Origin of the sequence: Aliibacillus thermotolerans (assembly GCF_027853235.1) — a bacterium.
Lineage (GTDB): Bacteria > Bacillota > Bacilli > Bacillales > Marinococcaceae > Aliibacillus > Aliibacillus thermotolerans.
Window position 1 is genome coordinate 21,993 of the sequence record NZ_WKJG01000030.1, and the last position, 25,670, is coordinate 47,662.

Genomic DNA, 25,670 nt, shown 5'->3' on the forward strand with positions numbered 1-25,670 from the left:
TACGCTTTTCTGTCTAGCTTCGGCTCCTAGGCGCTCGGATTCTTCAGGTCAGATAAAGAAAGCAAAAATCGCTTTCTTTCCTGCCCTTCCAGAATCTATCGCGCCTGAACAGTCGCCTACGCTTTTCTGTCTAGCTTCGGCTCCTAGGCGCTCGGATTCTTCAGGTCAGATAAAGAAAGCAAAAATCGCTTTCTTTCCTGCCCTTCCAGAATCTATCGCGCCTGAACAGTCGCCTACGCTTTTCTATCTATACTCTTGTTTGAGCCAGTCGATGAGGCGGAGGTTTTGTTGGTCGCGGATCGTTTCGGTGTCGGCGGTGGCTAGAATGCGTCCGTTTTTAATGGCGATGACCCGGTCAAATAGTGGCTCCATTTCATTGATTTCGTGCGTGGTGATGATGACGGTTTGGTTTTCTACATCAACAAATGAAATGAGGCTTTCGACAATGGATTCTCGCACCATTGGATCAAGTCCCGAAAGTGGTTCATCCATTAATATAATAGGGGCGTTTCGGGATAAAGCGAGTATGATTTTTACACGTCCTCGGTTTCCTTTCGACAATGTTTTCATTTTGCTGCTAGGGTTCAATTTCATAAAGGAAATCATCGCTTGTGCTCGCTCTTTATCGAAATCTGGAAATTGGCTTGCCTCGAAATCAATCATTTGTTGGACAGTGAAAAAAGGGTAGTAAGCATCCAGTTCAGAAAGATAAGCGACGTCGGTGGCAATTCTGCGGGAAACCGCCTTTCCGTTTACCGTTACTTCTCCGTTCGTTGGACGAACAAGTCCTGCAATGACTTTTAATAACGTGGATTTTCCACTTCCGTTTTCACCGATTAGTCCAGTAATACCACCATTTTCTATCTTCAACGTCACATCTTGTAAGGCGGTTTTTGTAAGATATTTTTTAGTCAATCCATTGATTTCAATCATTGGTATCTCTCCCGTCTAAGTACTCTTGTAAGCTAGCTACCATTTCTTCTTCCGTATATCCCATCTCTTCCATTTCATGAACGAATTCTTCTATATGAATTTTTTTCATGCTTTCTTTCAAATCAAACAGTACATTTTCATCTGTTGTCACAAACGTTCCTTGTCCTCGTTTCGTTTTTACCACTTTTTCCCTCTCCATTTCGTTATAAGTTCTAGCTACTGTATTAGGATTCACTTTAAATTCCACCGCACATTCTCGAACAGAGGGTAATTTATCTCCAGGCTGGAGTTCTCCCCGAATCATTCTCCAGTACAATTGATCAGCAATTTGCTTATATATTGGTTTTGATGTATCAAATTTATCCGTCATACTTACACCTCAGCTTTTCTATCAATCAGAAACGTTGCAATTGCAAAGAGAACAAGTGCAAAAAGCAGATGAACGAGGAGAAATCCAGCTGAAATATCCATCGGAAAGATTGGCGCAAGCATTTCAGCTTCGATGTTTATTGTGATCGTTCCCCACTCCATAAGTGCTTGGTGCCAATTCATCTTTTCCACGATGCTAAATATCCAATTCATCAACATAAATAAACCGATGATAACTGGCCACGTCCATTTTCCGATCTTTCCCCGTAACAAAAGGTAAATCGCAACATACAACAATACATACAATCCAAAATAGACAGAAGAACCGATCAATGCCCCACCAAATAATCCAATAGAAGAGACAGTATTCCAAAAGGATGGCATGAATTCTTCTGGGATGTGTAATATAACGAGAGATAAAGCGATGGTGCCATTAATGAAAAGCGAAATTACCATACATAACAAGCCACTCATTAGTTTTGCTGAAAGTAATTTTATCATCGGCTGGGGCGTGTGAAGCCAGAGATGAAAGGTGTTTAATTCCTTTTGCATGCTAATGATGATGTAAATCGGCATATAAAACACATGCATAAAGACTCCACCCGTCATGAGGATCAACATCATTGGTCCAGCAAAAGCAGACTCATTTATTTCTACGTTCGCTTCACCGATTCTCAAATAATCCAACACATAGGAAAAACCCCACACTACAAATATAAAAACAATGGCCGCTATAAATATTGCTCGTGTTAATAAAAATTCTTTTTTCACAAGAGAAATCCAACTGTTCATATCAATATCACTTCCTGACTCAATGTTTTAGTGTACTAGTTAAATAGTACACAAATGCATTTTAACTGTCAACGGTTTTTAAATGTATTTTTTCATCGTGCAACACCCACCATGAATAAAAAAATCCCCCTTTAAAAGGGAGATTTCACCCTATTTGATTATGCAATCGTTTTCATGATTGAGCCTTAGGACATCTCATTCAATGACTGACGCATTTCTACTTAATAACACAAAAAACGTCGGTCAACCTATGAGAAAAAGATTAAATTAAGACCAGCTAAAGCGACTAATATGCTTGCGAATGTTTGAATTTTTTTGCGTGACAACCGGTCAAACCAAGTCATTCCGAGACGAGTTCCAACCAATACACTTACTACACCAACAAGAAAGTAAAGCAGGAAATGGGGACTAAAATCTCCACTGACTCCGTGTAGGACGATCGTGACAATGCTTGTAACCGCAAAAGTTGCTTGTAAATTCGCTGTATAAGTGTATTTGTCTTTACAAGCTATTAAATAGTAAAAGACAAAAAAGGGGCCTCCAACAACGAATATTCCGCCAATAAATCCGCCTACAAATCCTAATACAATGGGCACACTGATTTTCTCTTTTCGAATCACATCTTCTGGTTCCGGGCGTAACATAATATAAACGACCATCCCGATGAGCACAAACCCTAACACTTTTTTTAAGACATCCATTTCACCAAAGTGATGAAGAATAAAGTAAGCTCCAATTCTTCCGACAATGGCAGCACTTAATAAGTAAGAAAGTTTGCGTAAATCAATATGCTTATGTACTTTAATAAAAATCATCGTCGCCGTGACGAGCGCAAGAGAAATCACTAAAAGACTACTATCTTTTAATGTAAACATAAACGGTAAAAAAGCCATCGAGAATAGTCCAAAGCCAAAGCCACTTGCACCTTGTAAAAAGCTTCCAATCAACAGAACAATTGCAATAAACAATATTTCAAGTACCATGATGACGACGACCTTTCACTTTATTCATTGTTCCTCATTATACTTGATTTCGCCATAAAATACACGTAGGAATAATAGCGGAACGTCCACACGTCCCGCATCAATCACATTAAAAAATGTCTACAATCAACGCTACCGCAATGAGCAGTTGTAACAAGAGTTGGATATTCGCTGCGAGGTGCGTATCATTCGTTACTACTGTAATATCTCTACTGTTTTCGATATACGTCATTTGATGATTCACTTGCTTGATCTTCGCTGTTTGAATTAAATCTTGCGTGAATTTTTCCGCTTTTTCTGTATCACCACCGAAGAGCGTAATGGTAACGATGATGACAAGTGCTGCTTGAAGTCCTGCTTGTAGACTCAAAGCTCCTTTCGTATCTGTTGTGGAAACGGTGATATCACAAGAGTCGATAATTTTAATTGTTTCTTCTGACATTTGTATCGTTTTATTTGTCTGTTCTCCAGACTGAGTGCCATTGTGACCGGAACCACATCCGCCTCCATGCGTGCAGGACGGATCAAGTGCGTTCCATTCTCTGTGATGGCGCTTGCCTTGTTTCTCTCTTCGTGCTCTTCTTTCTTTTCTTCTGCAGTCATCACATCTGCATTTTCCCATCAGATGATACCTCCTTTCTCCTTAACAATATATGAGAAACAAAAAAGTGAGTGTGGACAAACTTCCTAAAAAAAGTGTTTAATTTTTTTCTTCTTTCTTCTTTACGTCTTTATTTTGATCCGTCTGAAATTCCTGTAAAAATTGTTCGACTTTCCCTTGAATGTCTTCAATGACTTCTCTCAATTCCTTGCGTTCTTCTTCTGTTAGCGTGACTTCTACTTGATCGACTCCATGTTTTTTTAACAGCCTTTTCACGAGCAACTTCGTTAATTTCGGATTTTGTTGCACACTTCTCCCCTCCTTTTTCACGTTTCTACATGTATATGTGTGAAAAAGCTGGAGAGTGTGGGACAGAACCCTGCCTTTTCTCCATTCAAGGATTGCTTTTAAACGCATAAAATTCAAGAGACAACGAAGAATAAAAAAGAAGAACCGTCTCACACTACCACCATCGAGGACAGAAAGGAGGGAAAAAAATGGGTCATGTTTCGGCAGTGGCAATCAAACTTACCTTAGTGGCATTCGTACTTCTTACTGTCTTCTCTCTTATGTATGGTTACGTTTTATGGAATACGTTAGTTCTTACTTTTATTGTTACCGGGATTGCCTATGTGATAGGGGATTTGTGGATTTTAAAGATGACAAACAATCTCATTTCTACGATTGCCGATGTCGGAATCGGAACACTTTCTCTTTGGATTATCGGACCGTTCGTTTTAAACGAACCAGTCTCTTTTTTCCTCGCATTAATTAGTGCTGTTATTATCGCAGTGGGAGAATGGTTTTTTCACAAATATGTCGATATGGCAGTTTTCCGGAGAGGAGAAAAAAGAGCATACCACTCGCCATAGTGGGTTAAAAAACAGAGTCCAAATAAGTGCTGGACTCTGTTTTCAATCAACTTATTATGATACATCGTTCTTTTATTGGAAATAACTACCTAAAAAAGCATATACAACCGAAATTTCATTATGTTCGTTTTTCCACTGCTAATTCACGTAACCGTTCATCAATGAGACGGAGAAGGGTACGGCACTCAGACACTTCAAAATCATTTTTCGCCTGTTCAAAATAGTCGAGACAAAACAAGACATGTTCACGCCAGGCTTTTAATTCATCGACCGTATACGTCTCCAGCTTTTTTCTTACTGTTTCTTTATGCATACAAACACCTTCTCCCTCATTTTTGTTTATTTTATCATGTCCCCAATCATACAAAAAATAAAAAGGCTGCCCACGTGGACAACCGTTAAAGCTTTACATTATATATTGGAAGATGATTTTACGTTGCCATTTGGCTGTTTTGCTACTCCTGTTTTCACCGCGGCTTCAGCTACGGCGCTGGAGACGGCTTGCACGACGCGTGGGTCGAGCGGATTTGGAATGACGTAATCCGGTGTCAAATCTTCTTCTAAAATGAGTCCTGCGATGGCGTATGCTGCAGCGACTTTCATTTCTTCATTTATTTCCGATGCCCGAACATCTAGTGCTCCGCGGAAAATTCCCGGGAAAGCAAGCACGTTATTAATTTGGTTCGGTAAGTCCGATCGTCCCGTTCCAATCACAGCCACTCCTGCAGCTTTTGCTTCGTCCGGCATAATTTCCGGCACAGGATTGGACATCGCAAAAACAATCGGATCGCGGTTCATCGACTGAATCATTTCTTGGGTGATACAGTTTGGCACAGATACACCGATAACAACGTCCGCTCCTTTCACAGCATCCGCCAATGTTCCGCTTACTTTTCTTCGGTTTGTTTTTGCTGCAATTGCTTCTTTATGAACGTTCATCCGTTCCGTTCTACCTTCGTAAATCGGTCCGACAGAGTCACAAAGGATGACGTCTTCCACTCCAAGCGATAGTAGCAACTTCGTAATCGCAACCCCTGCTGCGCCAGCCCCATTCACGACAATGCGTGAATTTTCGGCCTTTTTCTCTACGATTTTAAAAGAATTAATTAAACCTGCAAGGGTGACAATCGCCGTTCCATGTTGATCATCATGAAATACCGGAATATTTAATTCTTTTTTCAATCGTTCTTCAATGACAAAACAGTCAGGCGCAGCAATGTCTTCTAAATTAATGCCCCCAAAAGTTGGTTCCATTGCTTTTACCGTTGCTACAAATTGATCGACATCTTTAATATCGAGACACACAGGAAAAGCATCAATTTCAGCAAATTCTTTAAATAAAATCGCTTTTCCTTCCATGACCGGCATGGAAGCATCTGCTCCGATATTGCCAAGTCCTAACACCGCTGTTCCATTACTGACAACTCCTACCAAATTTCCTTTGCTAGTGTACTCATACACTTTCTCTTTGTTTTGTTCAATTTCCTTACACGGTTCAGCAACTCCAGGAGAATAGGCGAGACCTAGATCTTCTTTTTGATTGAGACTCACCTTAGAAAAAGTCCCAATCTTTCCCGGGTACTCCCTGTGCATCTCCAATGCTTTTTCTCTCATACTCACGTATTATTTCCCTCCATTTGTTTTTCTCTCTTTCTCTAAATTTTCAGAATAAAAGTTATGCGTTCCATTTTAACATAAAATCGTCTCTTGTGAAGAGTTTTTTTTGAAAAAAATAAGAATATGTAACCTAGGCAAATGAAAGACAAAAAATGCTCCCCTTCAAAAAGCCGGTTGGGGAGCACTTGATCAATCATTTTCATGTGAGGATATGGCAAGGGAGTGATTCCGTGCAAAAGCCAACAACATGTAGAACCTTTAAGCATCTAAAACTGCGAAACCCTCTTCATAAAGCGTCATTTCCGCTGAATCAAACCGTCGAAACGGCTAAGACAGCGATGCAGAACTCCCATTCAGTTCGCCATTTTATGAAATAATGAAAAATAGCGTTTTTTTCTTCATTCCCGAAGGCCAATTTTTTTCGCAATAATCGTTTTCATAATTTCATTCGATCCAGCATAAATAGAAGAAACCGGAATGTCTCGAAATCTTCTGGCAATTTCATATTCTTCCATATAGCCGTAACCTCCGAATAATTGCATACATTTTGCTACTGCTTTTTTCGCAAGATCCGTCAGCCACCATTTTGCCATGGAGACCTCTTTTACTACGTCTTCTCTGTTCATATGACGACTGATTACTTGGTCTAAGAAAGCTTTTCCTATTTCCACTTCCGTCTCCAATTCCACTAACGTAAATTCCGTATGTTGAAAATGGGCGATTGGCTGACCGAATGCTTTTCTTTCTTTCACGTACGCTTTCGTAAGCTCTACTACCCGGCGCGCGGATACTTCGGCAGCAATTGCCACAACGAGACGTTCTTGTTGTAATTGCTCCATTAAGTAGTAAAAACCTTGTCCTTCTTGCCCTAGTAAGTTTTTTGTCGGTACTTTTGCATCTTCAAAAAAAAGTTCCGCCGTATCTTGACTATGAAGCCCCACTTTATTTAACTTCTCACCCCTTTGAAAACCGGGGGTATCCCGTTCTACGACAAGCAAGCTGATTCCTTTATGAGGAGGATTTGCAGTTGGATCGGTTTTACACACTACAACGACAAGATCGCTTTGTATCCCGTTCGTAATGAATGTTTTTGAACCATTGACGATATAATGATTCCCCTCCTTGATGGCCGTCGTTTGAATCCCTGATAAATCAGATCCGGCCCCTGGCTCTGTCATCGCAATCGCAGTGATCATGTCACCACTGACACATGCTGGCAACCACCGTTTTTTCTGTTCCTCTGTTCCATACTGAGCGATGTACGGAACGACAATATCGTTGTGTAAACCAATCCCGACAAGACTCGAGCCAATTCGCTCTAACTCCTGTATTAAAATGACGGAGTATGCAAAATCCGCTTCCAACCCGCCATATTCCTCACTGAGCCATGGGCATAAAAAACCTTCCTTCCCCATCTTCTTCCAAAAGAAACGTGGAATCATACGATCTTTTTCCCACTCTTCGTAAAAAGGAGCAGCTTCTCTTTCAAGAAATTTTCGTAAAGATTGTCGAAAAATTTCGTGTTCTTCTTGTATATAAGATTGCATTCTTCAACCACCTTCTTTTTTCTCATCCTTCTGATAATTAATCAGTTTCCCTGCATACGGAAAAAGTATGCAGGGCGAAACTAGCGTTGATATCCTTTATCGAGCGGGACAAATGTCAGCTCGAAACCAGTCGGGTGCTCAATGTTTGTGACATGATAATCCCCGCTTCCCCAATCTATTAATTGATCGTGGTACCAATCACTCCAAAAGTGTCCCGATTGGCCTGGAGATACGTGATGGTATCCATTAGAAAAGTCTGCTCCGTCCATAATGAATCGCCATGACGCTCCATGGTTGACAATACCTGTTTCCGCGTCGTAGCTTGCTGCCATAATTGTATTCTCACTACCACCCACGCCCAATGGATCGTCTCGGTTAAATAAAAACTTTAACACGGGATGTTGATCAGAGAGTGGGTGCTCGAAATAGACTTTATGGAAATCTCCCCATTTCCAACGCTCCACTTTCTCACCGTATTCATTGACCAAAGCGGTGATTGTTTTTGTAAAAGATTCGGAAAGAACTTCACTCCATCCTCCTCGTTCTTCCATCCAATTGGATGCTTCTCCTTTGCGGATGAGAGCATCCAGTAATTGTCCGCGTTTTCCTACCAAATTCATGACTTCATCAGGGATTTCTTCTGCAAACACGATGTCTTCGATGGCATGAAGCCAGCGATGATAAATGAGCGGTTGCGGTGCGTTCACATCGTCATGAAAATCCCATGATTCTAACAAGGAAACTGCTTCTTTTTCTATTTCATTTAGTCCTTCTTCCGGTAACCAATCTAAAAGCAACGGAACAAATTCCCGTGCTTGCAAGTTATGGTCATCCATTTGGATGGTCACCATATCATTTACCGTAAATTCATTATTTTCTTCTAACAGTTCTACAATCCTTTCGTAACGGTACGGAGCGCCCCATACATTACTAATGTGATACGGATAGTCATCTCCGACAACTTTATTATTCGCGGAAGCAATATATCCTTTTTCCGGGTTAACCACTGTAGGAAGCTCGTCGAAAGGAATGAATCCATCCCATTCATTCTCACTTTCCCATCCTTCTAAAGGAAGGAGCGCGTCTTTTCCATCTTCATATATTGGAATCTTTCCATTCGCTTTATAAGCAATCGTTCCATCTTTCGACATGAACACAAAATTTTGCGCCGGTGCTAAAAACTTCTCCAACCCCTCTTCGAATTCCTGCCAATTGGAAGCTTTGTTTATGTCAATAATGGCTTCTAACTCCGTTGTCGCATCTAATGCCGTCCAACGAAGGGACATCACTTCTTCTTCCATACTGTCACTCGCAAATTCGGAAATGATCGGCCCGTGTCGGGTTTCTACAACTTCATAAGAAATTGCTTCCCCATCTTTCACTTCAATCGTCTCTTCATACACTTCCGCTTCTTCCCATTCCCCTTCATATAAAAATTCATAAGGATTATCGGGATTTCTTCTTTCGATATACAACTGTTGTACATCAGGACCGGTGTTTGTCACACCCCACGCAATCTCTTCATTATGTCCGAGGATAATCCCGGGAACACCTGCAAAAATGACGCCACTCACATTGACATCCGGACCCTTTAAATGCATCTGATACCACATAGAAGGTGTAGCAAGCCCTAAATGCGGATCATTCGCAAGGAGTGGCTTCCCTGATTTTGTTTTTTCTCCACCAATCACCCAATTATTACTTCCATTAAACGGGTGAGGGATGACTGCCTTTTCAAAACTTGCCGCAATATCGATTTCCCCTTCCTGAATAATCGTTGGTTTGTCGTCAGGATAAGCTGGGAACAATTCTAACGCCTTTTCTTCCTCAAACTGTTGCAGCAAATAGTAATGAAATGCTTGCCGCTCCCAATGCCCGCCTAAGTCATAGGCCATATATTTACCAATTGTTAAAGAATCCACCGGTGTCCATTCTTCCACTGACTCGATCTCCATCAAAGAAAACTCCATCGGGAGACGATTCCGTTCTGTCGCATGTTCGATAAATGCATTGACTCCATCCGAAAAAGCTTGTAACACTTCTTTTCCTTCTTCGGAGTAAACATTGTATGATTTTTCCGCAGCACGACGCAATCCGAGAGTACGGAAAAATTTATCCGTATCAATAGCCGCTTCACCCACGATTTCACTTAACGTGCCTGAAGCTTGTCTACGCGACATCTCCATTTGAAATAATCTGTTCTGCGCTTGCACATATCCTTGTGCAAAATAAAGATCATATGTATTATTCGCATAGATATGCGGAACTCCTTGATCATCGGTCCGTACAGTTACTTCCTCTTTTACGTCAGGAACGAATATTTGTCCTTCCACTTGTGCAACGGAACGACTCAAATAAGCGTTTAACATAAAAAGAGCAATAATCGTTAACACGATGAACGCAGCTAAAATGATGAAAAGCCATTTCTTCCAGCGAGCTAAAGGAGCTCTTTCGACGGCGTCTTCCATGTTCTTTACCTCCTCTTCTTTACGTATTATACCAACACGTATCTTCTATAATATATTAACAGTTTCCGGACACATATACCCCCGATTTGCTATGAAATATTTCTAACGATCTTTTCGTGTTTTTCTTCTGTATGAATCACTATATTTTGTTATAGAACAGTTGAAAATGAGAGGGTAGTTTGCTAAAATATAAATTAGGAACACTGTTTCTTAATAAGCAACAATAAGGAGGAAGAAAATGGCTAGTTACGTAAACGTCGGGAATTTGCAAGTAGATGAACGACTCTATCAATTTATTAATAATGAAGCGTTGCCAAATAGTGGAGTAGATAAAGATCATTTCTGGAAAGGGTTCGAAGAGATTATTGATGCGTTCACACCGGAAAATAAAGCATTACTAAAAGAACGGAATGAGCTTCAGGAAAAGATTGACGCGTGGCACAAAGAAAATAAAGGCTCCTTTGATTTTGACAAATATAAAAGCTTCTTAACAGAAATCGGTTACTTGGAAGGAAAAGTGGAAGATTTTGAAGTAACGACGGAAAACGTCGACGATGAAATTTCTACTCAAGCAGGACCGCAACTTGTCGTTCCTCTTACAAATGCACGGTATGCGTTAAATGCAGCGAATGCACGTTGGGGTAGCTTGTATGATGCCCTTTATGGAACCGATGCAATCAGTGAAGAAGATGGAGCGGAAAAAACAGCAGAATATAACCCAACCCGCGGTCAAAAAGTCATTGACTACGCAAAAAATTTCTTAGATGAAACGATTCCGCTTCAAGAAGGTTCCCACCACGATGCGACAGCGTACGCAATTGAAAATGGTGCCTTGTCAGTCACATTAAAAAATGGAACGACGACAGCCATTAAAGAAGGAGAACGTTTTGTCGGGTACCAAGGAGAAGCTTCTTCTCCAAGTGCAGTATTGTTTGAAAATAACGGCATCCACTTTGAAATTCAAATGGACCGTAATCATCCAATTGGAAAAGATGACCCGGCTGGTATCAAAGATGTGCTCATGGAAGCGGCATTATCGACGTTAATGGACTGTGAAGACGCGGTGGCAGCAGTGGATGCGGAAGATAAAGTGCTCGTATATAAAAATTGGCTCGGTCTTATTAAAGGGGATTTGTCAGTTACATTTAAAAAAGGTCTAGAGACAATTACGCGTACGCTAAACCCTGACCGGACTTATCAAACACCGAGTGGCGGAGAAAAGACCATCACCGGTCGCTCGAAAATGTTCGTTCGAAATGTCGGCCATTTAATGCAAAACCCAGCCATTTTAGATAAAAATGGCGAAGAAGTTTTTGAAGGGATTATGGACGGAGTTGTAACAAGTCTGATTGCAAAACATGACATCCTTGGAAACGGCAAATATAAAAACTCAGAAAAAGGCTCTATTTATATTGTTAAACCGAAAATGCACGGATCAAAAGAAGTTTCCTTTGCGAACAGATTGTTCGATCGTGTCGAAGATTTGTTAGGTTTAGAACGAAACACACTGAAAATGGGTGTCATGGATGAAGAGCGTCGGACGTCGCTAAACTTAAAAGCGTGTATCCGGGAAGCGAAAGACCGCATCGTCTTTATTAACACTGGGTTCTTAGATCGTACCGGAGATGAAATCCATACGTCAATGGAAGCAGGGCCGATGATTCGAAAAGGGGACATGAAAACATCGACATGGCTTGATGCATACGAAAAATCAAACGTATTTAGAGGACTTGAAACAGGTCTTCCAGGACGCGCCCAAATTGGTAAAGGAATGTGGGCAATGCCGGATTTAATGGCAGGAATGCTTGAGCAAAAAATCGCACAAGTAAAAGCGGGAGCAAACACTGCATGGGTACCATCTCCAACCGCAGCTACCCTCCATGCACTGCATTACCATCAAGTGGATGCAAAAGCGATGCAAGATGCGCTTCAAGATAAAATTGAAGACTTAACCGATGAAATTTTACAACTCCCAGTAGCGGAAAATCCAAACTGGACGGAAGAAGAAATTCAAGAAGAACTCGACAACAACGCTCAAGGAATTCTCGGTTACGTCGTTCGCTGGATAGATAGCGGCGTCGGTTGTTCAAAAGTGCCTGACATTAACGACATTGGATTGATGGAAGACCGAGCAACATTACGTATTTCCAGCCAACATATGGCAAATTGGATTTACCACGGCATTTGTACCGAAGAACAAGTATTAGAAACGATGAAACGAATGGCAAAAGTCGTTGACAAACAAAACGAAGGAGATCCAAACTATCGTCCAATGGCAGACAACTATGAAGAATCCATTGCTTTCCAAGCAGCTTGCGATCTTGTGTTCAAAGGAAGAGAGCAGCCAAACGGATACACGGAACCAATCCTCCACCGCCGTCGTCTCGAAGTGAAACAGAAATACGCCGTGCAGTAACCGTGAAACATTACTGTTTCATAAAAAGTCAGGCTGTTCAATCGAGTCGAATGACTTATTGAACAGCCTCTTTATATACATATGAGGGGTTGCATGACAATCACCGCTGACAGTTTCGAATGTTCTTTGATTATTCCATTAACTGCAGCTCCATATCACTCCGTGGAAATGCTTTACAACTTAAAATATACCCTTTCTCTCGCTCTACGTCGTTTAATGCCCCTTTTGAACATTTTTTTAGTTCATATTCCCCTCTCACCACTTTTACTTTGCACATGCCACATCCGCCATTCGCACAACCGTAAGGAAGCTTCACTAACTTCTTTCTCGCCGACTGTAAAATACTCATATCATCCTTCACTTCTAGTAATTGATTTTTTATTTTTACTTGATACATCTTCCATCCCCCTTCCTTGTAAGCGCATACATTTTTTAGTTGAAATATCCAACAGGTTGCGTGACCTGTTGGAATAGAAATCACTACTTTAATGCAATACAAATGTTTTTCGCTTCCGTGAAGAAGTCAATACTATATTGCCCTCCTTCCCGTCCAATTCCACTCTTTTTCATCCCACCAAATGGCGCACGTAAATCACGGACGAACCAGCAATTGACCCAGATGGTACCTGCTCTTACGTGGTGAGAAACCCGGTGCGCACGGGTTAAATTTTCCGTCCAGATGACAGCGTTTAAACCGTACTCTGTATCATTCGCAATTTCCAACGCTTCTTCTTCCGTATCAAAAGGAATTAATGTGACAACAGGACCGAATATTTCTTCTTGACAAAGACGAGTTTTCGGATCTTCTTGTATATAAATCGTCGGTTCTAAATAAAATCCTTCGCTTAATCTTTCATCCAATGTAGGACGCTTTCCACCGGTGACGAGGGTCGCATTTTCTTCCTTGGCAATTTCTAAACCGACAAACGGAAGCTTGGAATATTTTGACGGCGAGGAACTTTATATCCCACTACGTTCAGGTAAACCTAGAATTTTCATGATGTCTTTTTTGTCGAGGAGCAACTTTATATCCCACTACGTTCAGGTAAACCCATACTCACTGAGATCAATAAAGCCATAATTCCAAAGCTTTATATCCCACTACGTTCAGGTAAACCTTGTAGGACATCACCTGTCGCCCCTGTGAGTGTATTCCTTTATATCCCACTACGTTCAGGTAAACCTTTAACTCCCTAAAAAAGCGCCTAGAAAGGGCGACAGCTTTATATCCCACTACGTTCAGGTAAACCTAGAATTCCGTTGATCGTCTTGAATTTCCAAGTGACTTTATATCCCACTACGTTCAGGTAAACCTAGAATTCCGTTGATCGTCTTGAATTTCCAAGTGACTTTATATCCCACTACGTTCAGGTAAACCGGAAGCAGGAACCAAGCATCTCTTTTTTCCAAGCACTTTATATCCCACTACGTTCAGGTAAACCGTGTAGTTTCGGCGGCGAAGGACATTGCTTCTTCTGTCCTTTATATCCCACTACGTTCAGGTAAACCACTGCTTTGCCTACTATTATTGATACAGCGCTTCTTTCTTTATATCCCACTACGTTCAGGTAAACCGAATGGGAGAGGCGTTTCTCTCTCCCTTATCCATATCTTTATATCCCACTACGTTCAGGTAAACCTTATTCTTCAAAGTATAGAAAATAAGAACACACATACCTTTATATCCCACTACGTTCAGGTAAACCAGAATGCCGAAGCTGCTGTTGAACCAGCGTTTACAACTTTATATCCCACTACGTTCAGGTAAACCTTCGATCTTTTAAAGGTCCTTTGTTTACACCTTGCACTTTATATCCCACTACGTTCAGGTAAACCGAATGGGAGAGGCGTTTCTCTCTCCCTTATCCATATCTTTATATCCCACTACGTTCAGGTAAACCTTATTCTTCAAAGTATAGAAAATAAGAACACACATACCTTTATATCCCACTACGTTCAGGTAAACCAGAATGCCGAAGCTGCTGTTGAACCAGCGTTTACAACTTTATATCCCACTACGTTCAGGTAAACCTTCGATCTTTTAAAGGTCCTTTGTTTACACCTTGCACTTTATATCCCACTACGTTCAGGTAAACCTGTTGCCTGGGATATCTGTCGCAGGTGCGACGGTGCTTTATATCCCACTACGTTCAGGTAAACCTCAAAATGACAGTAGTACGAGGTTTAGACAACATTTTAAGCTTTATATCCCACTACGTTCAGGTAAACCAGATAAACGTAGAATGACGGGCGTCTATCTTCGCGAAACTTTATATCCCACTACGTTCAGGTAAACCTTCTCGCTCCTCTTCCGCAATAAATTCTAATACCGCATCTTTATATCCCACTACGTTCAGGTAAACCCCTCGCCCGCTTTCTTAATAGTTATCGACTGTTTCAACTTTATATCCCACTACGTTCAGGTAAACCCCGTATATTCGACAACGAAGAAAGCCGCATCTCTTTGCTTTATATCCCACTACGTTCAGGTAAACCCTGATCCGACCGTTTCGGGCGTGTCGGACAGCTTGCCTTTATATCCCACTACGTTCAGGTAAACCTTGATGAAACTCCATAGCTCACCGGCTTTTTCTTTTACTTTATATCCCACTACGTTCAGGTAAACCCCTATAAATACACATGCTAATTTCCTTGTTATGGCAATAGTTTGAACAAGATAGGATTATTCACAGATTTTGTTTTTTGCAGTAGACCACTGGTAGTGTTTAAGAAAAATTCAAATTTTCTGCTCTAAGGCTTATAGACAAAGGGATTGAAAGCTTTTTTTGAAAAATCGGTTTAATGCAATATTTTCCATCTCATTTTTATTATAATTGATTTAGAGGAAGAGGTCCATTGGACTTTTTTCTACTCCAATGACGTCTTTTTTAATGTTCCGTGGATTTGAAACTCGATACAAATAAATGGAATCCTCTTCCGGATCTATAATTTGTCGCAACTCCGCTAGGCATTTATTAAGTGCTCCAACTGTTATATCACCTTCAAACACGGAATTTTGTGTCCAATCTAAATACTGTCGCAGTTTCTTACATACTTTTCCAACCCTTTTTTGATTAACATCATATGTTATCATTACAAACATGCTACCACCACGCTTTCAAAGGTTTGTATACTACATCATTGATCACGTGTTTAATGAGCTTATAGCATTCCAACCGAATCATGTAACGATAACTTGTGTTTCGTTTCAATTTTCGGTGTTTTACTGTTCTTGCTAATGTTTCTTCCCATGCTCTTAAAAACCTTTTTTGACCATCTTCATTGAGATAACACATTTTCCCCTCTAACATGTCAAAGTGCTTTAAGGTGATTGCTTTCCGATTTATCAGTGAAAATATTAAAGAATCTACAATCAGTGGTTTAAAAATTTCCGCTAAATCCAAACTTAGAGAAAATCGTTTAGTTGACGGTTCATGTAAATAACTAATAGTTGGATCTAGTTGTGTACGGTATATTTCTGACAAAATCGCTCGATACATCATGGAATTTCCAAAAGATATTAACGCATTCAATGGGTCATTTGGAGGTTGCTTGCTTCTTCCCTCATAAGCAAAATCCTCTGGCAAAATAGAGGTAAATGCTTGATAGTATATTTGACGGAGACGACCTTCTTTCCCCATCAGTTCTTGTATTGTTCTTGATTCTTGCAATTTTCTTTCTTCTAATTCGATATTTAACAGTTCTTCCTCTGTTTTTTCTTTGTATCTGCGCAAGTTTCTTTTCATATGATGGATGCCACCTTGCAGAAAGGAATAAGCGAGATACATTCTTTTATTTTCATCTAAATAATGTTCACTTTGTTTTGCCACGGAATACCCTGATACTTGTGTTTCTCTAGGATAAAATGAACCTGAGTAAAATCCATAGTAATTGTAAAAGTGAACACATATTCCGTAACTGTTTAAAAAGGTTAACACTTTATTATTCATGTCCACTTCCCCAAAAACATGAATGTTACGAATCTTTTCTACTGGCAAAGGTTTCGGACGTTCATTTTTTACTTCAAAATAAACTGTATTGTCTTTTCGTTTCAGACGGCCACTGGAGTATAAATAGTGATCCCGCTTCATTCCTCATCCTCCTCCAATGCATAACAAAAAGAATAATAAGCACAAGATTTACAATAAGGGACTTTTTTTACTTTTGGGGCCGTTTCCCTTTCTAATACGGAAAAAGCGCCGGCAATCGCTTTTTTAATTTCCTTTTTTGAATCCTCATCCAAAATAAGTTCCTTCGTCCGTTTTTCTTTCGTATAACTTAATAGCCCTTTCTTTTTTATTCCTCTTAGCTCCATTTGGTATAGATAAAAAAGCATCTGAAGTCGATCGGCATTTGCTAGTTTACTAGAAATTTTCGTTTCACGGATGTACTCTCCATCGATTGCATCAATTTTAAAAGTATCATCAATGAGTAATTCCTTTTGTTGAAGACGCGGGTACGCATGTTCGTGCAATATCTTTCCTTGTAAAACTCTGTCTGATTCTTGCTCCATCGTAATTCCACGATCATACAACCAAAGTTTTCTTTTACAAACAGCATAATAATGTAAATGAACGCCACCTACTTTTAAATTCTCCAATTTTTTCACCCTTTTAATCAACACTAAACAAAGCTACTCCCTCAGCCCATTCCAATCCCAGTCCCTTTCGGCTTTCTTCGTCATAGTTATAGCGGCATTCAATCATGTAAAAGTCGTTCAAGCTTGCTGGAAGACCTGCTCGATGAATAAACTTTTCTGCTCTGTATTTATTCACACTAATAACGTGGCGTTCCAATTCCCTCCGTATTTCCTTCCGTTTACTCTTATCACTTTTATACGTCTCAATTAAATCTTGAACTTCAAGGTCATCCTCTGGTAGCACTTTGATATTTTGGATATTACGTAAATACTCCTGTGCCTTTTCTTTTGTTATTTCATAAGGAACGATGTTTCTGAAATATTCTAGAGAGTCATTGAATGTTTTCAAATAATCAGTATCAGCAAGACTTTCTTTACTGTACAACTCTTCTATCAATTCCATTTTCTCTTTCTCGAACAGTTCTTCTTTTTTCCTTTTCTGAAGAAGTTCAATACTTTTATTCGTAATATCAGTAGAATAAACAGATCCGATACCAGAAACATCATACGTATATACGAATACATTAGGTAATTCGGTAAATAGTTCCCTTTTCCGATAACAGCGACCATAACGTTGAAATTGACTATCAAGTGGAGAAATTTCCGTATGCAATTCATCGAAGTCGACATCAAGACTTGCTTCTACTAATTGAGTAGTCACCCAAATACCAGCCTCTTCACTTTTCGCAAACGCTTGTATTTCTTTTTCTAATGTTTGTCTATCTTTTGCTTTAAATTGCGCATGAAGTAAGTGTACATTTGTATTTTCATTATCTAATTTTTTATACACTTCCTTCGCTCGTGCAATCGTATTGCAGATGATGAGTATCTTTTTATCTTTTTTATTAGTAAGAATTTCTTCCGTGCAGTCTAATAAGGATGCTTCTTTTACTTGCACGCGATGACGCAATGTATTATCGTAAAATTCCTCATATACAATCGGCTTATTTGTAATCTTTTTGTTTTTTAATATTTCATTTTTATAAATTGTAGGGAGTGTCGCAGTCATAATCATAAAACTACCGCCTACTTGGTCAATCATTTCTAATGCTCGAATAAGCATCGCTGCAATTTTCGGATCATAGGCTTGCAATTCATCAATTACAACTTTTGCGCCACATAAAGCAGATAATTCCTTTTCAAATCCCAAATAATAAAACGGGAATTTTAAAATTTGATCAACAGTTGTTAACATGAGGCGATTTGCATGCTGTCTGCTATGCGCATATAATGCTTCAGAGTAACCTTTTTCTTCTTTTTCTTTAAAGTGTTCCTCCAGCATTTCCAGACTAGTTGAGTGAAGAAGTCCTGTATATTCCTCTGGAAATCCAATATTATTTTCATCAATCATTCGAGTGTACATTGCGTTTAAACTAACGCGAAGAGGTAATGTGAAAAACAACTTCTGATTCCCTGCCCAAAGTAATGCCGCTTCAGTCTTTCCCATTCCAGTCTGAGCTACAGTTACGACGTGAGAATCTTTTTCTTTTTCAGCAAATTGTTGCAAAGGACGTTTTGGTTTTTGAAGTTTTTCCTCAAAAAATGTGTTCGTATATTGTCCAATACTTTCGCTTATCCCCACTTCAACAGAAACACCAGCTGAAGAGGCGTGATCTAAACGATGGAGAATCCCTTTTAGCAATACATAAAGATAAAATAAAGATTCATTCATAGAAGGAGTAATTCTTTTTTGTATCCATTTCACAGGTGCTGCCTTAATTTTATTCGGTAGCGGTAATTTTAAGTGAGATTTTATCTCATCAAAATAAGGTGTTAACTCCTCTCTCACTAATCGTTTTATTTCTGCTGGATTTGGAGCTATTTCTCTTTCGTGATGATATCCTACTGCTTGAGCCACTACGCTTTTTACATCAGTTGGAAGATTCCATTCTTCAAATGGCATAAGTGCAACTGAAATATAGTTATGTGGGATAAACGTTTCTTGTTCTATCTGAAAAGGAGGTTCCTTTCCTAACTTTTCATGCATATTATTTTGAAATCTTAAATCAAATTTTCCAATGTCATGATACTGTACAACAATCTTTAACATTTCCCAAAAGCGATCATCTAGATTCTCTTCCTCTCTTAAATGCTCCCTTAAAATATCTAAATTTTTTAATAAAGCGTCAGTATGTTCTTGAATTGTTTCCTCATTTTCCGTCTTTGCATACCACTTCATTTGTATTCACTTCCTTCACTTTGCTAAATAATATCCCCCGAAAGTTAGAAAAACCTTCGGGGATGTCATCATTGATGAAAAAAGACCAGATCATCATATTCATCAACAAATATCTCTTCTTCAATTTCTACTCCGGGTTGTACGTAACCAACGGCTATTTTTTCCCACTTCCTCACATTCTGTACGATATCGTATTTCCAATTTAACCGGTAAGGTACATAGAGTTCCCCTTTCATTAGTAAATCAATGGGAATATAAGCTGGTTTTTTTGTCGTCCCCTCTTCAACTGCACGTAAATCAACTGTTTTGTAATCTTTGATAACTACAATATCTTCCCACCTGCCAAGGCTAATTGACTTACCTTTTTCAATGGCAGTGATGATTTCTTCAATCACTTTATCCTCTGCTTGGACGTGAATAATCAAGTTAACATTATATAGTTGATGCGTATATAAAGGCATCTGTGTGATTTGCTTTTGTTCTGGTACTGCAATGTTCAAACCATCGTATACAATTGGCATTTCTCCACTATCATGTTTTTTAAAAAAATAATGGGTTTGATAGTCTATGAAGATAGAGTCATATGTTCCTTGAACACTTAGTCTCATAGGAATAAAAGTGTCTGCGTCAATCAACGCATGAATCATTCCTTTTACAGTGGAATATGGAGGTAATGGATACGTCTCACCAACTTTAAAAGCTAATGGTTTTTTATAGCAAGCCGTTTCTTGAAACAAATCAAGACGCAACGTCTTCATGCCAGTTCACCCAATGCTTCTATTGCTTCCTGGTTTAAACTTTCAAAAAACTGTTCCATTGTAACTAATTGATCTCCAAACGTCTCTTTCATGTGCTGCTCATTTGTAAACACTCCGTCTAAAAGTGCCACCTTTGTTTGATCTCCGACTTTCTTTCCTGCAAAAGTTTGTTCACAAACAGATTTTATCGTGCGAAAATCTATGTTCCAGCCTTTTTCTTCTATATTTAAACGAACTTTTCCTAAGAAAAACGGGTTGGCAACGTCATAGACACCTCCGACGACAAATAGCGGTGCGAGACTTTCTTGTCGTCCACGGATATTGCGATTTAAAACTTTTAGAATATCTAATAACTGATGAATCCGTGTCGTTTTTTCCTCGGTCGATAGTTCAATTTCTCCATCTATTCCCACACGCGTTAAATCAAGTGTTAATGTGTAAGTATATAAACTTTCATGTTGTTCTATATTTGCAAGGTTAGGATCTTCGTTAATCCGTTCGGCAAGCCCCATATTGTTTAAAAATTCCATATCGCTATTATACGGTTCTAAAGAGATTGCATGAGAAAGTCGGGCAACGGCAGGACGTTTTTGAGACTTTTTAGATGTTTTTAAATACCCGAATAAATCCATTTCAACAGAATCTTCGATAGTAACATCCTCTTTAAATTGAACCGTTCTTTTGCTTTTATCGACAGTTTTTAAGTTCCAATCAAACATTTCATTCCCCAGTCGCACAATGTCATATCGCAAACTTTGCCGTGAAGCAAAGGTTAACACATCACCATTTCCACGGTGAATTTTTTTCAGTTCTGATATATTAGAAATTCCCTCGCCATAGTTTAATGAGTTCGCTTGGAAAATTACCGTTAATGTCATCGCTTTCTTCATTCTTCTTTCTCTCCTTCACTTAATTTTTCATTGCTTAATAGACCACTAATAAAAGCACTAGAAACTGTTTCAAAATCGACATTTTTCTCGTGTAATACGTTAAGTAACACAGTTGGGATTTCAAGATTTACTCCTAAATACATGCGATAAGCGGTATCAAGAAAATTTTGCTTATGTCTTGCTTTGGCCGCATTTAAGAGACGGTACGCCAATCCACGTATCTTTTTATCGCTGCTAGCGGTATACGTTCCTTCCGCTTCAGACTCACGAACTTGTTGCGCCCCCATGAGTGCTTTGCGAAGCTCTTGTCCTTGGCCAAAAATATGGTAAACAACTTTATTATTACTTTTCACGTCAGTCACCCCTTTTTTCAAAAGTAAAAACCTTCTTCTTTCTAACACAGCCATCAAAATGTTCTTTCCATCGCGACTGCTATCAATAACCTCTCGCATGTACCGAAACAATACTTGCTTTGGGTCTCTTCCTTCTAAAATGGAACGAACAAACGCTTCTCTATAATCAAAAAGATGTATCCACCGTAATGTTTTACCTGACTGTAAAAAGAAGTCGACGACATAATTTGGCATATGATAGTAATCCAGCAATGTCTTTTTAGACTCATAGTTTGAATGAAATTCAATTAATAGCATTTCTTTTTTCTGTTTTTTCCCGGCTTTTTCTGTACTTTCTAGCAAAACATCGTAAATAACTTCTTCAAACGGATTTTCATCTAACCGTTTCATTTTGTATTGATTATTCATTTGACAAATGTCACCAAATAAATCGTTACTATAAAGAAATCCGTAAAAGTTTTCATAAACACTTTGAGCACCGAAACCAATTTTCCTTTGATAAACAGCAGTACCGATTGGAACCATAAACAATATTAATCTACCTAATGCTGAAAGCGGCACTGATTGTTTTTTATTTAAGTCCCAAGAGAAATTAAGAGATTTATTGAGCGATATTCCAAGCGGCGTAAATATCATTTCTTCATAATTACCGGTTCCGTACTGATTATCAAACAAAATACAAGGTGGAACTTCTTTTTCCATGTATTCTTTTATTTGTTCAACCGAATCATATTTTTTAAACAATCTTAACCACTCTCTAAACGGCTTGTAATCTTTGTTTTCTTCTAAATAAGTGAGGAGAGCACCGATGTCCTCTTCTTCATTCAACAGATCCAACCACTTTATCTCTAAAATAGTAGGTGTGATGTAGTCTTTTATCATTATTTCTTTATGTTCTTCGGTGGATCTCTTATTATGAGTTACATTCAAAAAGCTGACCTGTCCAAACAGTGGTTGCATAATGACGGTTTTCACAAAATTCAAAGTAATTTTTTCATGAATTTGTTTCATGCGAAGTATTTTAATAAACACTTCTTTCTTTTCTTGTAACAACGGCAAATCATCTTTATCTTTTATTTTTTTCACAATTTCAATTGTTTCTTGTAGTTCTTTCGTTTCTTTAATATCAGGAAAATACCGTTCAACTTTCTTTAGCTCTTCGGTCATTCTCCTCTGTACTTGTTTCTTTATGTCCTTAAAAGTATCTGGATTTCTCTCTGCTCTTGACAACGCTTGAGTGAGAATTTTATTTTGACGTTCTGCCACACTAAAATTGTTTAATAGATAGTCAAAATATCGTTCGGTCACTTCCTCTAAAATTTCCGAGTCAAATTTGAGTCCAAATGGTGTATTTTCCGTTTCATCCGGGAATAGTCTTTTTAAACCAACAAGACCTGCAGAGGTTAACCAGTCCTCTGCATATAGTTCAATTTGCACGAACGCTCACCCCCTTATATTTGATGATAGACATCTAAAAGTCCGAAAGACTGGGATCTTCTTTTTGATAGACCTATTTGATAGATCATATTTAAATCTTCTGGACGCCCGTCCAATCGAATAAGGCCACGATAACCTGTGAAATATAAGAAGCCATCATTGTGTTTCTCCCATTTACTATTTGTCATTTTTACAACAGTTTTTTTCATTCGATGATTTTTCACTTTGAGTGGTGCATAAAGTGTTCTCCCTAAAAATTCTTTCGCCGTTAAGGAAGCATAGTAGTTTATTTCTCTTTCATAGGTGGTATCTTGTGGTGATAGCGGGTTACCATTTTTATCTTCTATAAGAAGTGGGGAAAGAGTTCTGAAGGTGACAGTCGAGGATGTAATCTCTTTTTCTGATAACAACTGAATTCTTTCTTTTGTCCAGATACTATTTTTGTAAGAGTGCTCATTTAACTTGACTAAACCATTATGAAAATGTAACAAAAATTCGTGATCAAAGGAACTGATTGTGATGCTGATTTTTTTCGCCGATACATTATTTGAATGAAAGACCGGTTCATGCAAAAAAGTAGCAAAGCAAAACGGCTTAGGGGTGTGATCCTTTTCATATAAACGTTTGAAATAACTCTCTGATGACCGTTTTAAAGCTTCTTTGATAAGTGAAACAACTCCCATTTGGTAACCATATTCCAATTGTTCATCGACAATTTTAAATGTAGCTCTTAGTCTCATTTAATCACCTCCTGATTTTATTCCTGTTAGATATAATCTTTTTATATTATCGACTCGATTACAATTTATTACATGTGGAGAAATGTGTCAATAGTTTTTTGAAAAAATACAAAATAAAAAGGGGCTGTCTAATAAGTCCTGAAAAATAAATCGAGAGGAGAAAAAATTGTTGTTTTTCTCCTCTCGATTTTGTATCTCTGTGTTTTTTCTCTGAAAGTAGCTTGCGTAGGCTTGCTACTTTCAGTAGGTTGTGGGCAATTGCCACTACTCCGAACTCGACGTGTACTTTGTCGAGTCCCCGTAGAGAAAATCTACGGAACGACCGATTGCCCTTGATGTGACCGAACACACTTTCTACTTCGTTCTTACGTTTCGAGTAGATAGCGGCTTTATCATCACACTCAAGGGCTGCCTTAGCTTTTGCTTTCATTTCTTCGAAAATCGGATTCCAGTGAACTTGTCGATTGCCTTTTGCTTTCGTACATTGTGGTTTGAGTGGACAATCCGCAGCCCCTCTGATAGTCTTTGATTTTTTTAAAAAGAGCAATTATGAAATTGATTCATATATGAAAAGAGGTCATCCTATTTTTTTAAGATAATCTCTTCATCATCTATACTTTTGCTTGATATAAATGTCCTGATGGATCAACCAGTCCTAATTCATATGCTTTCTCTATATAATTCATCGTCGCTCCTTCCATTTTATGATTACCTGTCATTTTTCTTTGTAGTTCACTATGTTGCTGTTGCCACAAGTCTATTTCTCTTGAGAGATAAGGATTTACCACTTCATCTTTTTCTATAATCTCAAAAAAATCTTTGAAACTCATTCCAGCATGTGTACGAGATACATTCATTCCTTCATGTTTTGCCTTTGCATGAGCAACCACTGTTAACCTCGTGTATGCTTGAAATGCAGCTAATTCCTTGGAACTAAAATCCTGCATCTTCATTTATATCTACCTCATATATAGCATTTTTAAAAGTTTCCGCTTCCATTTGATTTCCATTCCAGTCAATATTGAAAGTTCTCGTCGCCGAACGAGTCACACTAGGATTATGAATGTCTCTTGCAAAAACAGTAACCGTTCCTGTGTTTTCCTTTGCAAAATAATCTAGTGGAATCGATTTATAGGAAATATAGCCATAAATAATATTATCTGGTCCACTTAAATAATCTTTAGGTAATGGTTCTTCAATCTCATTAGTAATATCAACACCGTCTATATAGACTCTAGGTGAACTTGATAATGTGTACCCTTCTACATAAATAGCTAATACTACCTCACTTCCACTGGCAGTATACCCTGTACTTCCATATTCCGATTCTGGATAATACCAGACGTAATTATCCCCATCTGAAGTAATTGCAAGTACATTAATATAGGTTAATGGAGGGGCTGGTTGAGCTAATATGAAGCTAGTGAACATAGGAGTATTTAATAAAAATCCAACCAATAACAAAATAATAAACAATTTTTTTAATTTCATTTTTCTACCTCCTAAATTTTGGTTCTAAAATTTATATCGGCAATGATTTGAAAATGTTAAACTTTTTTCCAATTTGTTTCAGCGTCATAGACTAAAAACGCACGAAATCTACATGGGTTTATTTGACGATTACAATAGAGTTGGTCATTTTTCATAAATGGATAGCCTCCCCACACCGTTCAAATAATACTTTAGCAAAAGATTATAGCTAACTTTTACATCCCACATGTTCATATAAATCATATTCACTTTCTTCTGGATTGTACTTGATTTTTATCCTCATGAAAAGTTTCTTCTGAATCATGTCCATAGACTTATTGAACTTGCAATAATATAATTTCTTTAAAATCTTGTCACAATACTAAAACACTTTTCAACCCCAAAAATATCCATACTTCCCTACTGAACAAACACAGTTTCTTCCAAAAAATTTTTGGCGAAAATTAAAATTTTTATTGTGAGCTAATTGCGATGTTTGAATTTTCAAGTCCCTCAAGGGGCTTGGGAGATGGTTGAAAAATTTTTACCCCAAAAAGAAGTCAAAAAAAGTGGAATAGAAGGAAAGGGCAAGAAAGGTGCCAATGA

General features: G+C 38.6%; 24 protein-coding genes, 1 pseudogene and 1 CRISPR repeat array. Of the genes and pseudogenes, 2 read left to right on the top strand and 23 right to left on the bottom strand.

The window, feature by feature from the left end; genetic code table 11:
• Positions 1-243: 243 nt before the first annotated feature.
• The 6 genes from GJS40_RS04745 to GJS40_RS04770 all read right to left on the bottom strand — a co-directional run bounded on the left by GJS40_RS04745 (position 244) and on the right by GJS40_RS04770 (position 3,987).
• On the bottom strand, positions 244-933 hold the full coding sequence (locus GJS40_RS04745) for an ABC transporter ATP-binding protein (RefSeq protein ID WP_270896571.1): 690 nt from the start codon (positions 931-933) through the stop codon (positions 244-246).
• Positions 926-1,303: a GntR family transcriptional regulator gene (locus GJS40_RS04750; RefSeq protein ID WP_270896572.1), complete on the bottom strand. Its 378-nt coding sequence runs from the start codon at positions 1,301-1,303 to the stop codon at positions 926-928. Before GJS40_RS04750 ends, GJS40_RS04745 begins: the two co-directional genes overlap by 8 nt.
• 2 nt (positions 1,304-1,305) lie before the next feature.
• Entirely contained in the window at positions 1,306-2,094 is a 789-nt protein-coding gene (locus tag GJS40_RS04755; protein ID WP_270896574.1) for a hypothetical protein, read from the bottom strand.
• Positions 2,095-2,342: 248 nt separating this feature from the next.
• Entirely contained in the window at positions 2,343-3,077 is a 735-nt protein-coding gene (locus GJS40_RS04760) for a sulfite exporter TauE/SafE family protein (RefSeq protein ID WP_270896576.1), read from the bottom strand.
• Between the two features lie 109 nt (positions 3,078-3,186).
• On the bottom strand, positions 3,187-3,699 hold the full coding sequence (locus GJS40_RS04765) for a spore coat protein (RefSeq protein ID WP_270896577.1): 513 nt from the start codon (positions 3,697-3,699) through the stop codon (positions 3,187-3,189).
• 78 nt (positions 3,700-3,777) lie between these two features.
• Entirely contained in the window at positions 3,778-3,987 is a 210-nt protein-coding gene (locus GJS40_RS04770) for a hypothetical protein (RefSeq protein WP_270896579.1), read from the bottom strand.
• 188 nt (positions 3,988-4,175) lie between these two features.
• On the opposite strand from GJS40_RS04770, the gene GJS40_RS04775 reads away from it, so the two are divergent.
• Positions 4,176-4,550, top strand: a complete 375-nt coding sequence (locus tag GJS40_RS04775) for a DUF2512 family protein (RefSeq protein WP_270896581.1) — start codon at positions 4,176-4,178, stop codon at positions 4,548-4,550.
• Positions 4,551-4,668: 118 nt separating this feature from the next.
• Here the strand turns inward: GJS40_RS04775 and GJS40_RS04780 are convergent, their stop codons facing one another.
• From GJS40_RS04780 to GJS40_RS04795, 4 genes are all read right to left on the bottom strand, one after another.
• Positions 4,669-4,863 carry a hypothetical protein gene (locus GJS40_RS04780; RefSeq protein ID WP_270896583.1) on the bottom strand — a complete coding sequence of 65 codons (195 nt, stop codon included), beginning with the start codon at positions 4,861-4,863 and terminating at the stop codon, positions 4,669-4,671.
• Positions 4,864-4,961: 98 nt separating this feature from the next.
• Entirely contained in the window at positions 4,962-6,170 is a 1,209-nt protein-coding gene (locus tag GJS40_RS04785; protein ID WP_270896585.1) for an NAD(P)-dependent malic enzyme, read from the bottom strand.
• A 395-nt stretch (positions 6,171-6,565) separates the two neighbouring features.
• The gene (locus GJS40_RS04790; protein ID WP_270896587.1) at positions 6,566-7,714 is read right to left on the bottom strand and encodes an acyl-CoA dehydrogenase family protein; all 1,149 of its coding nucleotides are present in this window, start codon (positions 7,712-7,714) and stop codon (positions 6,566-6,568) included.
• A gap of 80 nt (positions 7,715-7,794) precedes the next feature.
• Positions 7,795-10,182 (bottom strand): penicillin acylase family protein, encoded by a 2,388-nt coding sequence (locus GJS40_RS04795; RefSeq protein ID WP_270896589.1) that lies wholly within the window; start codon positions 10,180-10,182, stop codon positions 7,795-7,797.
• A 238-nt stretch (positions 10,183-10,420) separates the two neighbouring features.
• On the opposite strand from GJS40_RS04795, the gene GJS40_RS04800 reads away from it, so the two are divergent.
• On the top strand, positions 10,421-12,598 hold the full coding sequence (locus tag GJS40_RS04800) for a malate synthase G (protein ID WP_270896591.1): 2,178 nt from the start codon (positions 10,421-10,423) through the stop codon (positions 12,596-12,598).
• Positions 12,599-12,728: 130 nt separating this feature from the next.
• On the opposite strand, the gene GJS40_RS04805 is transcribed toward GJS40_RS04800, so the two are convergent.
• The 13 genes and pseudogenes from GJS40_RS04805 to GJS40_RS04865 all read right to left on the bottom strand — a co-directional run bounded on the left by GJS40_RS04805 (position 12,729) and on the right by GJS40_RS04865 (position 25,085).
• Positions 12,729-12,995 (bottom strand): 2Fe-2S iron-sulfur cluster-binding protein, encoded by a 267-nt coding sequence (locus GJS40_RS04805; RefSeq protein WP_270896592.1) that lies wholly within the window; start codon positions 12,993-12,995, stop codon positions 12,729-12,731.
• 83 nt (positions 12,996-13,078) lie between these two features.
• A pseudogene (locus GJS40_RS04810) lies at positions 13,079-13,516 on the bottom strand (aldehyde dehydrogenase family protein); the annotation flags it as partial.
• Positions 13,517-13,556: 40 nt separating this feature from the next.
• Positions 13,557-15,225: direct repeats of the CRISPR family, unit length 29 nt; unit sequence CTTTATATCCCACTACGTTCAGGTAAACC.
• Positions 15,226-15,437: 212 nt separating this feature from the next.
• Positions 15,438-15,701 carry a CRISPR-associated endonuclease Cas2 gene (cas2, locus tag GJS40_RS04815; RefSeq protein WP_270896593.1) on the bottom strand — a complete coding sequence of 88 codons (264 nt, stop codon included), beginning with the start codon at positions 15,699-15,701 and terminating at the stop codon, positions 15,438-15,440.
• 1 nt (position 15,702) lies between these two features.
• A complete protein-coding gene (cas1b, locus tag GJS40_RS04820) occupies positions 15,703-16,689 on the bottom strand; it encodes a type I-B CRISPR-associated endonuclease Cas1b (protein ID WP_270896594.1) in 987 nt (328 codons plus the stop codon).
• Positions 16,686-17,198 (bottom strand): CRISPR-associated protein Cas4, encoded by a 513-nt coding sequence (gene cas4 / locus GJS40_RS04825; protein ID WP_270896595.1) that lies wholly within the window; start codon positions 17,196-17,198, stop codon positions 16,686-16,688. The genes cas1b and cas4 overlap by 4 nt, the downstream gene beginning before the upstream one ends.
• Positions 17,199-17,211: 13 nt before the next feature.
• The gene (cas3, locus tag GJS40_RS04830) at positions 17,212-19,416 is read right to left on the bottom strand and encodes a CRISPR-associated helicase Cas3' (protein ID WP_270896597.1); all 2,205 of its coding nucleotides are present in this window, start codon (positions 19,414-19,416) and stop codon (positions 17,212-17,214) included.
• Between the two features lie 68 nt (positions 19,417-19,484).
• The gene (cas5b, locus tag GJS40_RS04835; RefSeq protein WP_270896599.1) at positions 19,485-20,174 is read right to left on the bottom strand and encodes a type I-B CRISPR-associated protein Cas5b; all 690 of its coding nucleotides are present in this window, start codon (positions 20,172-20,174) and stop codon (positions 19,485-19,487) included.
• The gene (gene cas7i, locus GJS40_RS04840; RefSeq protein WP_270896600.1) at positions 20,171-21,064 is read right to left on the bottom strand and encodes a type I-B CRISPR-associated protein Cas7/Cst2/DevR; all 894 of its coding nucleotides are present in this window, start codon (positions 21,062-21,064) and stop codon (positions 20,171-20,173) included. Before cas7i ends, cas5b begins: the two co-directional genes overlap by 4 nt.
• The gene (locus tag GJS40_RS04845; protein WP_270896602.1) at positions 21,061-22,854 is read right to left on the bottom strand and encodes a hypothetical protein; all 1,794 of its coding nucleotides are present in this window, start codon (positions 22,852-22,854) and stop codon (positions 21,061-21,063) included. Before GJS40_RS04845 ends, cas7i begins: the two co-directional genes overlap by 4 nt.
• Positions 22,855-22,868: 14 nt before the next feature.
• Positions 22,869-23,594 carry a CRISPR-associated endoribonuclease Cas6 gene (cas6, locus tag GJS40_RS04850; protein ID WP_270896603.1) on the bottom strand — a complete coding sequence of 242 codons (726 nt, stop codon included), beginning with the start codon at positions 23,592-23,594 and terminating at the stop codon, positions 22,869-22,871.
• 58 nt (positions 23,595-23,652) lie between these two features.
• Positions 23,653-24,141, bottom strand: coding sequence for a transposase (locus GJS40_RS04855; protein WP_377902084.1), 489 nt, complete (start codon positions 24,139-24,141; stop codon positions 23,653-23,655).
• A 64-nt stretch (positions 24,142-24,205) separates the two neighbouring features.
• Complete coding sequence (locus GJS40_RS04860) at positions 24,206-24,547, bottom strand: hypothetical protein (protein ID WP_270896604.1); 342 nt, start codon at positions 24,545-24,547, stop codon at positions 24,206-24,208.
• Positions 24,528-25,085 (bottom strand): hypothetical protein, encoded by a 558-nt coding sequence (locus GJS40_RS04865; RefSeq protein ID WP_270896605.1) that lies wholly within the window; start codon positions 25,083-25,085, stop codon positions 24,528-24,530. Before GJS40_RS04865 ends, GJS40_RS04860 begins: the two co-directional genes overlap by 20 nt.
• Between the last annotated feature and the right edge of the window lie 585 nt (positions 25,086-25,670).

Excerpts from the sequence above, each read along its gene's own strand:
- cas2 (WP_270896593.1), bottom strand. The coding sequence starts at position 15,701 with ATGTTTGTAATGATAACATATGATGTTAATCAAAAAAGGGTTGGAAAA.
- GJS40_RS04790 (WP_270896587.1), bottom strand. The coding sequence starts at position 7,714 with ATGCAATCTTATATACAAGAAGAACACGAAATTTTTCGACAATCTTTA.
- GJS40_RS04780 (WP_270896583.1), bottom strand. The coding sequence starts at position 4,863 with ATGCATAAAGAAACAGTAAGAAAAAAGCTGGAGACGTATACGGTCGAT.
- GJS40_RS04750 (WP_270896572.1), bottom strand. The coding sequence starts at position 1,303 with ATGACGGATAAATTTGATACATCAAAACCAATATATAAGCAAATTGCT.
- GJS40_RS04860 (WP_270896604.1), bottom strand. The coding sequence starts at position 24,547 with ATGAAGATGCAGGATTTTAGTTCCAAGGAATTAGCTGCATTTCAAGCA.
- GJS40_RS04865 (WP_270896605.1), bottom strand. The coding sequence starts at position 25,085 with ATGAAATTAAAAAAATTGTTTATTATTTTGTTATTGGTTGGATTTTTA.
- GJS40_RS04805 (WP_270896592.1), bottom strand. The coding sequence starts at position 12,995 with ATGTATCAAGTAAAAATAAAAAATCAATTACTAGAAGTGAAGGATGAT.
- cas7i (WP_270896600.1), bottom strand. The coding sequence starts at position 21,064 with ATGAAGAAAGCGATGACATTAACGGTAATTTTCCAAGCGAACTCATTA.
- cas5b (WP_270896599.1), bottom strand. The coding sequence starts at position 20,174 with ATGAAGACGTTGCGTCTTGATTTGTTTCAAGAAACGGCTTGCTATAAA.
- cas3 (WP_270896597.1), bottom strand. The coding sequence starts at position 19,416 with ATGAAGTGGTATGCAAAGACGGAAAATGAGGAAACAATTCAAGAACAT.
- cas6 (WP_270896603.1), bottom strand. The coding sequence starts at position 23,594 with ATGAGACTAAGAGCTACATTTAAAATTGTCGATGAACAATTGGAATAT.
- GJS40_RS04775 (WP_270896581.1), top strand. The coding sequence starts at position 4,176 with ATGGGTCATGTTTCGGCAGTGGCAATCAAACTTACCTTAGTGGCATTC.
- GJS40_RS04795 (WP_270896589.1), bottom strand. The coding sequence starts at position 10,182 with ATGGAAGACGCCGTCGAAAGAGCTCCTTTAGCTCGCTGGAAGAAATGG.
- GJS40_RS04760 (WP_270896576.1), bottom strand. The coding sequence starts at position 3,077 with ATGGTACTTGAAATATTGTTTATTGCAATTGTTCTGTTGATTGGAAGC.
- GJS40_RS04755 (WP_270896574.1), bottom strand. The coding sequence starts at position 2,094 with ATGAACAGTTGGATTTCTCTTGTGAAAAAAGAATTTTTATTAACACGA.
- GJS40_RS04800 (WP_270896591.1), top strand. The coding sequence starts at position 10,421 with ATGGCTAGTTACGTAAACGTCGGGAATTTGCAAGTAGATGAACGACTC.
- cas1b (WP_270896594.1), bottom strand. The coding sequence starts at position 16,689 with ATGAAGCGGGATCACTATTTATACTCCAGTGGCCGTCTGAAACGAAAA.
- GJS40_RS04765 (WP_270896577.1), bottom strand. The coding sequence starts at position 3,699 with ATGGGAAAATGCAGATGTGATGACTGCAGAAGAAAAGAAAGAAGAGCA.
- GJS40_RS04745 (WP_270896571.1), bottom strand. The coding sequence starts at position 933 with ATGATTGAAATCAATGGATTGACTAAAAAATATCTTACAAAAACCGCC.